Raw genomic sequence first — 9,546 nt, 5'->3', positions numbered from 1 at the left:
ACCCAGCAGCACCACCGACCGCACGAAAACACGCCCGGCCTTGGGGCGTCGACCCACTACGGCCTCCACACCCCTTGACTCGACCTACAGCCAGCTAGTCCGGCGTATCCCTAGGCATCCAGACCGGATCTGTCATCGGCGGCGCAGGGGCTGACCCTCGTTTGGTTGATTACTGACCTGTGAGGATCCGTCGCTATAGAAGAGATCTATCCGGTCGATGACCCCAGGGTTCGATAGTTCTCCCCTCAGGCCCACAGTGAAATCCCCCGCTGGTCGGGGGATTTTCTGTTTCTCTAGGCTCTTTTCCCAGGCGTGCGGAGTGTGGCGGTCAGGTTGGCGCACCGAGACAGCGTCGTAAGTGCCGTTCCACCGAATCGGCGACCGTCCCGATGGGTTCCGTCTTACCGTCGACGACCCAATCGGTGAGGTAGATCTGCAGCGCCGAGATCACCAGCGCGGCCGCGATCCGCGGTGGGAGATGGGTGATCTGCCCGGCCGCGACGGCTGCCTCGGCGGCCCGGGTGATCATCTCCATGCCGGTGCGCCAGGCGGCGCGCTGGCCGCCCCGGCCGGCTTGACCCGACGCCGACGCCCAACTGAGTCCCTCGTTGATGTGCAATTGCAGAAAATGTGGATGGGCCGCAAAGAATTCGACTTCGGCGCGGGCGCCCACCAGGATCGCCTCCAATGGCGCCTCAGCCTCGACCACCTCGGTGCGACTGCGCACGGCGGTGACGAACTCCTGCATCCGGGTGGCATTCAGCGCGTCCCAGATGTCGTCCTTGCCCGCGAAGTGTTTGTAGACCGTCGCCAACGAGATGCCGGCGGTCCGCGCGATGTCACTGACGCGGGCGTGCCCGAAACCGGCCCTGCTGAACTCGTATTCGGCCGCAGCCAGGATCTGCTGCCGATACATCGTCTTCCGCAGGTCGTTCACGTCGGTGACCGACTGCTCGGATCGTGCCTGTCCCGTCACCGCCACCTGCTCCTGGATTGACTGTTGGCTACCTGCTGCCAAGCTGTTACGGTGCCACAGTAATCATGATTCTGATAAACAGAATTCTAATTACCGAGTGGAGGCGCGATCGACATGGCGGTAACCGCACCGACAGCGGATGGCGCGTCGGCCATCGCGGCCGCGCTGCCGCCTTCCCGTGGGTTGCGCACCGTGTGGATCGTGGCCTTCGGATCACTCGTGCTGGCGTTCCCGGTGTACAGCTATCTGGCCTTCAATACCGGCATCAACCGCGAATTGGTCGCCGAAGCGATGGTTGTCCAGGCCACCGCGGCGTACTTCCTGGGCATCTTCGCGGCTTTGTTGCCGCTGCCTTCGCTACGGCACTGGACTCGGTTCCAGCGCCTGCAGGGCGTCGCGCTTCCGTTTGTGATCTGTTCGTATACAACGCATCTGACCTGGGAGCTGGGCTGGCTCATCCTGCACAGGGCAATAGCCGGTGCACGCGAAGCGGCCTGGGCGTATCCCTGGTGGAACTACATCGACGGCGGCGATCTGCGGTATCTACACGCCGAGCCCAACTTCCTGATGATCGAGGTGCTGTCGGTGATGAATGCGTGTGTGGGCATCACCGGACTGGTGTTGTTGTTCCGCTCCAAGTTCGCAGATCACCGCGGCACCCTGCTGGTGATGACGACGGCGGTCACGCACACGGTGCTGACCTGGTACTACTACGGAACCGAGATCATCGCCGGGTTTCCGGCGGTCAACACCGACAGCTTCATGGATCTCGGTGTCCGGTTCGTTCTCCTCAACGCACCGTGGCTGATCGCACCCTGGTTCGTGCTTGCCTGGGGCTATGCGCTACTCAAACGGCAGTTCATCACCGCCGCAACGCGTCCCGAGTCTCAGCTGTGACTGTGGCTCACCACGACGTGCCGGTCAGAGTCACCGATTCATCCCACAGCCGGGCGGCGCTCTCGCTGTCGCGCAAAGGCTTCCACAGTTTCTGTTCCCCGGGCGGGCCGCCCGTGTTCCCCGGCCACTGCGGCCCGAAGAACACGCCGGGTTCGGGGGCCGTCGCCGCCAGCAGTGCCGGCAGTTTGGCGCTGTCCACGGTCCCCACCAGCAGACCCCGCGCCGAGAGCATCCGGATCATCCGCACACCCGTGGTGTCCTCGGCGCGTCCGACTTCCGGCCGCGCGGCGAGCAGGCTCGTCGGTGCCACACCCGGATGCGAGATATTGCTGCTGATACCCCAGCCGGCCGCGGCGCTGCGCCGGGCCAGCTCCAGACCGAACAGACCGCACGCGATCTTGGACTGCCGGTAGGCGGCCATCCCGTCATAGGACCGCGCCCAGGACAGGTCGGTCCAGTTGATCGTGCCGCTGCGCGCGGCGACGCTGGTCTGCGAGGTCACCCGGGCGCGGCCGGCCCGCAGCAGCGGCAGCAACTGTCCGGTCAACGCGAAATGCCCCAGATGGTTGGTCCCGAACTGCAATTCGAAGCCGTCGGCGGTCGTCTGCCGATCGGGCGGGGTCATCACGCCGGCATTGTTGATCAACAGATGGATCGGTGCGCCGTCGGAGCGCAAGGTCGCCCCGAGCGCGGCCACCGACGCCAGCGACGACAGGTCGAGATCCGCCAGCGTCAGCAGCGCCTGCGGATGCTGCGCACGGATGCCGGCGACGGCAGCCGCACCTTTCTGCCGGTTGCGCACCGGCATGACGACCTCGGCGCCGGCCGCGGCCAGCCGGGTCGCGATGCCCAGGCCGATACCGTCGCTGGCTCCGGTCACGACGGCGCGCTTGCCGCTCAGGTCCGGGATGGTCAGTTCGTAATGTCTGGGTGCCATGAGAACAACCCTGCCCGGCTCGCGGCACGGTAACCACGGACTGACGATCCCTGGTTGAGCCACTCGCATCCCGGCCACAATGGCAGACATGATCGATCGATCCGGGCTGGCCGACTTCCTGGTCCGCCGGCGCGGCGCCCTGCAACCGGAGGATGTCGGCCTGCCGCGCGGACAGCGCCGGCGCACCAGTGGGCTGCGCCGCGAGGAGGTCGCCGCGCTGTGCCACATGTCGACCGACTACTACTCACGACTGGAGCAGGAACGCGGCCCGCACCCCTCGGAGCAGATGATCGCCGCGATCGCCCAGGGCCTGCACCTGTCCCGCGACGAACGCGACCATCTGTTCCGATTGGCCGGACACACGCCGCCGTCGCGGGGCACGGCCACCGACCACATCAGCCCCGGCATGCTGCGGATCTTCGACCGGCTCGGTGACACCCCGGCCGAGATCGTCACCGAACTGGGGGAGACGCTGCGCCAAACCCCGCTGGGCATCGCGCTCATGGGCGACCTGACCCGACACACCGGGCCGGCGCGGAGCATCGGGTACCGCTGGTTCACCGATCCCGCCGCGCGCGCCATCCACCCGGACGAGGATCACGAATTCTATTCGCGGATGTACGTCTCCGGGCTGCGGGGCCTGCTCGGGCTGCGTGGCCCGGACTCCAAGGCGGCCCGGCTGGCCGAGCTACTGAGCGCGCAGAGCGAGGAGTTCCGCATCCTGTGGGACCGACACGAGATCGGTATCCGACCCCGTGAGGTCAAGCGGTACCGGCACCCCGAAGTCGGTGCGCTGGAACTGAACTGCCAGATCCTGCTGGACCCCGAAGAATCGCACACGCTGCTGGTGTTCACCGCGGCACCGGGCAGTGAGAGCTACGAGAAGCTGCAACTGCTGTCGGTGGTGGGCGCGAACTAGGATGGTGACGATGTCAGCAGACTGGACCGTCCGTCCGCGAAAAGGACTGGGAAAGCTGTTGTTCGGCATGTCGCCCGCCGAAGTCGACGCGCTGTCGGACACCTACGGCGCCGTGACCGGGCGGATGAGCGATGCGATCTCCGAGGACATCTTGCTGGACACGCTGGAGAAGTTCGGCGATGCGCTGTCCGAGCAGGAAAAGCAGGCGCTGATCGCCGCCCACGCCGAGGTCAGCCCCGCACTCGCCGGGTCGGTGACCGAAACCCGCGGCGAACCAGGGTTGATCCTGCGTTATGACGACGATCGCCTGATCGAGATCATGCCCGCACGGGGGCAACGCCCGCTGTTCATCGATGGCGTGGACTGGTTTTCGCTTGGTGCGCGCGAAGCGCTGACGCTGTTGGAGCGGCTCAACGGTGCCCCGGGACGCTACACGGGCCTGGAGGCTGCCTTCGACAATCTGGCGGTCTCGGTCGACGGTTGCAGCGTCACCGACGCGACCGGTGTGCACCCGCTCGGCGAGTCCGACGAGCGTTTTCAGGAGCGGACCGTCATGCTGCGTGCCGAGCCCTACCTGCCCGACGACGGGCCGACGTAGCCGTACAGTCAGCCCATGAGCGCTTGGCTTGTCGGCCACATCCCCGCGGGACTACTCCTGGTCGCCTTGATCGTGCTCATCTCCGGTGGCGCGGTGTTGCTGCAGCGGATGGTCCGGCACCGGTTCCCACATCTGTCGGGTGAGGACCACAATGACGTCACCCGGTTCACCTACGGCGTCATCGGATTCGTCTACGCCTTCTTCATCGGGTTCGTGGTCTCGGCCATGTGGGGCCATATCAACACCGCCGACACCAATTCCCGGGCCGAGGGTGCCGCGGCGGTCCAGTTGGCAAGGGATGCCGTCATTTTCGAGACCGCCGACGCGGAGCGAGTGCACACCGCGCTGCTGGCCTACGGGCAGGCCGCACTTGATGAATGGCCGGGCGTCGGCGGCGAGTCGTCGGAGCGGGCGGACCGGGCACTCGCCGATGTCTATCTGGCCTACGGGCAGGTCCGCACCATCACGGATACTCAGAAGTCCCGGTTGGCAACGTCGTTGAGCAATCTCGACAAGGTCAGCCAGGCCCGGACGGTCCGCACTTTGCAGGCCCGTGACGACGATGGGGCGCCGTGGCCGCTGTGGGCCGTCATCTTTCTCACCAGCGCGCTGGTACTGGGCACCGCGATCATCTATGGGGTCGAGAAGCCCTCGTTGCACTATCCGATGGTGGCGATCGTCGGTGTCCTGGTGGCGACCAACCTGTTCCTGGTGCTGCAGTTGGCGCACCCGTTCATCGGGGATGCCGCCACCTCGGCCGACCCGTTGCGCGAGTTCGTCGCGGTGCTGCAGCGTCCGAGCGGTTAGAGCCGGTACATCTCGCGGGCCATGGCGGCATCCTCCATGAACGCCTCGCGTTTGACCGCGCGGTGGCTGGGCTTGGGCCGGCGCGGCGGTGATTCAGCGAGGAAGGCTGCTCTCAGCCGGGCCAGCCAGCCGCGAGTATTGATGCGCGGCAACGGTATCGCTGCCGCCGGAGACCCTCGGAGGGATTGTGCCTGTGTCATGCTTCGACGCTACGAATTGTGCGCTGACCAGGCATCGTGCCCGAGGGCGATCTTGAATTGCGACCGTAGTAGGAGACGACCCCACCCTGGGCATGAGAGCCGGGTCACAACGGCAAACAATCACCCGTCGGTCAGGTGCGCCCGCACATCCTCGTCGAGTTCGACCCCGAAGGACCGCAGCATCCACCCCAGCGTCTCGTAGGCGCCGACGGTGAAGATGACATCGAGGATCTGCTGGGTGCTCAGCTGCTCGGTGAGGGTGGCCCAGGTGGCATCGGAGATGACTCCGTCGGCGACCAGTTCGTCGGCGGTGCGCAGCAGGGCGGCGTCGGCCGTCGACCACAGCGCGGAATCCGGACCCCAGGCGATCTGGGCCACCTCCGCGCGGCTGATGCCGACATCGCCGGCGATCACCACGTGCTGGGCCCATTCGTACTCGGACTGGCGCAACACCGCGGTGCGCAGCACCAGCAGCTCACGCTGCCGCGGCGTCAGCGAAGTCGCCGACAGCAGGTGTCCATTGAAGGTGAAGAATGCGTGCGCGAGTTCGGGGTGATGTGCCAGCGCGCCCAGCACGTTGAGGCCTTTCGGGCGGCCCTCGGTGGGCATCGGCGGGTGACGGCGGACGGGCGGGTTCATCGCCGCCAGCGCATCGCGCATCGCGGCCGGCCACTCGTTGGGGCGCAGCGGGTCGACACGGGCCATGGCGGGAAATCCTCTCGTCGCGGTAATGGCGTTCTCTCAAGATTGCACGACGATCTCGAAAACGCCGAATGCGACGATCGGACGGATTCAGCTGGCGGCGGGCTCCTGCAGTTTCCACAGGTCGTTCGACAACAACCGCTGCAGTCGGTTGATGACCGCGGCGACCTCGTCGTCGGTGCCGACGAAACCGGCGTAGAAGCCCATCCCGAACATCAACACCAGCAACATCTCGACAAGAGCCTTGCCATCGGTTTCGTCGCTCAGTTGGCCATTCACAATCGCTTCGCTGACGGCATTGTCGAGAAAGGTGCGAATTCCGTCGCGTGGCGCGTAATCGTCGTTCTTCAGCTCCGGGTGGCGGTAGGACTCCAGCATCGAGGTCACGAGGAAGGCCGCCGCCGAGTCGATCTCCCGGTGCGCGGTGAACATCCCGTTCATGACCGCCGACAGCTTCTCCAGCAGAGTGGTCTTCCCGGCCGCTGCGGCCACGCCCGCCTCGATGAGCGCGGCATTGGTCGTATCCAGCACTTGTCGGTACAGATCACGCTTGTTGGTGAAGTAATGATTGATTGCCGGACGGGTCAGATCGGCGCGTTCGGCGATCTCCTGAAACGTCGACGCGTCATAGCCAAGTTCGCTGAAAACCTGCCGAGCCGCGAAGACGATCCGTTCCCGCGTTTCCGCACCGTTAGCTGCTCGTGGGCGGCCGCGAGTGCGGCGCAGCGCTTGTGTCATACGCGGAGTTTGCCACAGATTACTGACAGATGCGTAGAAAACTTCCCGAACAGCAGTTTTTACAGCACCCATAGCAAATGCGATCTTGATCGTTGTTGCCGACCCCGACAGCCGCGCCGTAGCCTCGTGACGTGTCCGGAGTGACCGCTGTCCGCGCCGACGAACTGGCCGCGCTGGAGTTCTTCGCCGGCTGCTCCGCGCACGCACTGCGACCCCTTGCCGCTCAACTGCAACCGCTGGTCGCCGACCCCGGACAGGTGCTGATGCGCCAGGGTGAAACGGCGCTGAGCTTCCTGCTCATCGGGTCCGGGCACGCCGAGGTGACCCATCTGGGACCCGACGGCGCACCGGCGACGATCATGCTCGACCCCGGTGTCGTCGTCGGCGAGATCGCGCTGCTGCGCGACAAACCCCGCAACGCCACGGTCGTCGCGGCCACCCCGTTGACCGGATGGGTCGGCAACACCGAAGCGTTTGCGGCCATGCTGGAACTGCCCGGCGTGATGGACCGGCTGGTGCGCACCGCCCGGCAACGGCTGGCCGTCTACCTCACCCCGATCGAGGTCGCGCTGCGTGACCATTTGGTCCTGCATCTGCGCCCGGTGCTGCCGGGCGACAATGTGCGCACGGTGAACGGGCCGATCGAGTTCTCCGCCGAGACTCTGTACCGCCGGTTCCAGAGCACCCGGGTCCCGACGCCGTCGCTGATGGCCTATCTGTTCGAGGTCGACTACGTCGACCACTTCGTCTGGGTGATGACGGCCGGTCCGGACGGCCCGGTCGTCGCCGATGCCCGCTTCGTCCGCGAGGGGCACGGGGTCAGCACCGCCGAGGTGGCCTTCCTGGTGGCCGACATCTACCAGGGGCACGGCATCGGCAGCTTCCTGATGGACGCGCTGGCGGTGGCCGCCCACGTCGGCAAGGTGACGCGGTTCTCGGCGCGGGTGTTGACCGACAATTACGCGATGCGCGCGATCCTCGACCGGGTCGGCGCGCACTGGGTGCGCGATGATTTGAATGTGGTGATCACCGAAGTGGATGTCCCGGCGCCCGAGGCGCTGTCGTTGCTGCCCGAGATGTACGGCGAGATAGCCGAATTGGCGCGTCGCGTGATGCGGTCGGTGGGCTGATGTCCCAGGACCGTCTTCGCATCGGTGGTCGAAGGCCACCATTGAACAAAGACACCCGGCTGTGCATCTCGCTGGCCGCCCGGCCCAGCAACATCGGCACCCGGTTCCACAACTACCTGTACGACGAACTCGGCCTCGATTTCATCTACAAGGCCTTCACCACCACCGATATCGCCGCAGCGATCGGCGGGGTGCGGGCGCTGGGCATCCGCGGCTGCTCGGTGTCGATGCCGTTCAAAGCCGATGTGATGGCACTCGTCGACGAGATCGAACCGTCGGCGCAGGTCATCGAGTCGGTGAACACCATCGTCAACGACGATGGGCACCTGAGCGCGTCGAACACCGATTACCTTGCCGTGCAACACCTCATCGCCCAGCACGGGCTGGACGCGGAGGACGCGGTGATCATCCGCGGCAGCGGCGGGATGGCCAACGCGGTGGCCGCGGCATTCGCCGGGGCCGGCTTCACCAGGGGTACCGTGGTGGCCCGCAATGGAGCCGCCGGGCGCGCGCTGGCCGACCGGATCGGCTGGGAGCATGCCGCCGAGGTCGGCGCGCTGCGGGCGCCGATCCTGGTGAACGTCACCCCGATCGGGATGGCCGGCGGGGCGGAGGAATCCGAACAGTCCTTCGGCGATGACACGATCGCCGACGCGGACACCGTGTTCGACGTGGTGGCGCTGCCATCGGAAACCCCGGTGATCACCGCCGCCCGCGCCGCGGGGGTCAAGGTGATCACCGGCGCCGAGGTGATCGCGCTGCAGGCGGCCGAACAGTTCGAGCGTTATACCGGCGTCCGGCCGACCGCAGCGCAGATCACCGCGGCATCGGAGTTCTCTAGGGCGTGATCGTCGTTTCCTCGTCGATCGCGGCCGTGGCGTCCATCAACGGGCCCATCTGTTCCTCGGTGCCTTCGGCGTTGATCTGCAGCACGAACAGGCCGTCATCGGCGGGGATGACAGCGGTCTTCTGCGCCACCAGCAGGGTCTTGCCGTCCTTGACGTAGGTGCCGCCGACCTGCATCGCGTCGAAACCACCGAGCTTGCCGGGCTGGCCGTCGTTGCCGCCCGAGTACTCCGGCAGGTTCTTCAGCTCGCCCGGGGCGTACTCCAGGATCTTGGCGCCCTCGACGTCACCGGTGAGCTTGGACAGGATCGCGGTGATGGTCGGCGGGGGCGGCGGCATCGCCGGATCGGTGAAGACGATCTGACCCCACGCCCACTCGGGGGTGGCTGGACCGGCGTCAGCCCATCCCGGCGGGGTGGGCAGGTTGATGTTCGGTGCCCCGTCGTCGCCGCGCTTGACCTGGGCCTCGGTGATCCCGTTCTGTTGGATGTATTCGGCGATGGTCAGATTCGCGCCGGCATCTGCAGGTGCCGACGGTTCGGCGGCCGCGGTGCTCGTCTCGGTGTCCTCGGCGGCGGCCGATGTGGTGGTCTCCTCGGCGCTCGAACTGGCTTCGGTCTTGGTGTCGGAACCACAACCGGCCAGAGCCAGGCTCAGCACCGCGGCCGCGACGGCGGCGCCGCGGGCGGTGGTCTGCTTGTTCATCGATTCTCCTGTCGTTGACGCACGAGACGATCCTGGTGCGGAGGTTACCGGGTTGCCCGGAGGTCGACGGCGTGTCCCGGATCGACACCCG

At 66.4% G+C, this 9,546-nt stretch carries 12 protein-coding genes; 6 read left to right on the top strand and 6 right to left on the bottom strand.

Annotated elements, in window-relative coordinates; genetic code table 11:
* Positions 1–328: 328 nt before the first annotated feature.
* A complete protein-coding gene (locus tag ACLBYA_RS28875; protein WP_447712907.1) occupies positions 329–976 on the bottom strand; it encodes a TetR/AcrR family transcriptional regulator in 648 nt (215 codons plus the stop codon).
* A 114-nt stretch (positions 977–1,090) separates the two neighbouring features.
* On the opposite strand from ACLBYA_RS28875, the gene ACLBYA_RS28870 reads away from it, so the two are divergent.
* Positions 1,091–1,873, top strand: coding sequence for a hypothetical protein (locus ACLBYA_RS28870; protein ID WP_447712906.1), 783 nt, complete (start codon positions 1,091–1,093; stop codon positions 1,871–1,873).
* A 7-nt stretch (positions 1,874–1,880) separates the two neighbouring features.
* Here the strand turns inward: ACLBYA_RS28870 and ACLBYA_RS28865 are convergent, their stop codons facing one another.
* Complete coding sequence (locus ACLBYA_RS28865; RefSeq protein ID WP_447712905.1) at positions 1,881–2,810, bottom strand: SDR family oxidoreductase; 930 nt, start codon at positions 2,808–2,810, stop codon at positions 1,881–1,883.
* 88 nt (positions 2,811–2,898) lie between these two features.
* On the opposite strand from ACLBYA_RS28865, the gene ACLBYA_RS28860 reads away from it, so the two are divergent.
* From ACLBYA_RS28860 to ACLBYA_RS28850, 3 genes are read left to right on the top strand one after another with little or no spacing between them, the layout of a single operon-like run.
* The gene (locus ACLBYA_RS28860) at positions 2,899–3,729 is read left to right on the top strand and encodes a helix-turn-helix transcriptional regulator (protein ID WP_447712904.1); all 831 of its coding nucleotides are present in this window, start codon (positions 2,899–2,901) and stop codon (positions 3,727–3,729) included.
* Between the two features lie 10 nt (positions 3,730–3,739).
* Positions 3,740–4,327, top strand: a complete 588-nt coding sequence (locus ACLBYA_RS28855; RefSeq protein ID WP_447712903.1) for a hypothetical protein — start codon at positions 3,740–3,742, stop codon at positions 4,325–4,327.
* A gap of 15 nt (positions 4,328–4,342) precedes the next feature.
* Positions 4,343–5,134, top strand: a complete 792-nt coding sequence (locus tag ACLBYA_RS28850; RefSeq protein ID WP_447712902.1) for a bestrophin-like domain — start codon at positions 4,343–4,345, stop codon at positions 5,132–5,134.
* Here ACLBYA_RS28850 and ACLBYA_RS28845 read toward each other — a convergent pair.
* From ACLBYA_RS28845 to ACLBYA_RS28835, 3 genes are all read right to left on the bottom strand, one after another.
* Positions 5,131–5,334 carry a hypothetical protein gene (locus ACLBYA_RS28845; protein WP_447712901.1) on the bottom strand — a complete coding sequence of 68 codons (204 nt, stop codon included), beginning with the start codon at positions 5,332–5,334 and terminating at the stop codon, positions 5,131–5,133. The two genes, ACLBYA_RS28850 and ACLBYA_RS28845, sit on opposite strands and share 4 nt — an antisense overlap.
* A 120-nt stretch (positions 5,335–5,454) precedes the next feature.
* Positions 5,455–6,039 carry a carboxymuconolactone decarboxylase family protein gene (locus ACLBYA_RS28840; protein WP_447712900.1) on the bottom strand — a complete coding sequence of 195 codons (585 nt, stop codon included), beginning with the start codon at positions 6,037–6,039 and terminating at the stop codon, positions 5,455–5,457.
* Between the two features lie 87 nt (positions 6,040–6,126).
* Positions 6,127–6,846, bottom strand: a complete 720-nt coding sequence (locus tag ACLBYA_RS28835) for a TetR/AcrR family transcriptional regulator (protein WP_447712899.1) — start codon at positions 6,844–6,846, stop codon at positions 6,127–6,129.
* A 59-nt stretch (positions 6,847–6,905) separates the two neighbouring features.
* On the opposite strand from ACLBYA_RS28835, the gene ACLBYA_RS28830 reads away from it, so the two are divergent.
* Positions 6,906–7,904, top strand: a complete 999-nt coding sequence (locus tag ACLBYA_RS28830) for a GNAT family N-acetyltransferase (protein WP_447712898.1) — start codon at positions 6,906–6,908, stop codon at positions 7,902–7,904.
* Complete coding sequence (locus ACLBYA_RS28825) at positions 7,904–8,752, top strand: shikimate 5-dehydrogenase (protein WP_447712897.1); 849 nt, start codon at positions 7,904–7,906, stop codon at positions 8,750–8,752. The genes ACLBYA_RS28830 and ACLBYA_RS28825 overlap by 1 nt, the downstream gene beginning before the upstream one ends.
* Here the strand turns inward: ACLBYA_RS28825 and ACLBYA_RS28820 are convergent.
* Positions 8,742–9,455 carry an LpqN/LpqT family lipoprotein gene (locus tag ACLBYA_RS28820; RefSeq protein ID WP_447712896.1) on the bottom strand — a complete coding sequence of 238 codons (714 nt, stop codon included), beginning with the start codon at positions 9,453–9,455 and terminating at the stop codon, positions 8,742–8,744. The genes ACLBYA_RS28825 and ACLBYA_RS28820 overlap by 11 nt on opposite strands.
* Positions 9,456–9,546: the final 91 nt, after the last annotated feature.

Source organism: Mycobacterium sp. C31M (genome assembly GCF_053345865.1).
The sequence above is the reverse complement of the archived record's forward strand: the minus strand, read 5'-3'. Positions and strand labels throughout refer to the sequence as shown.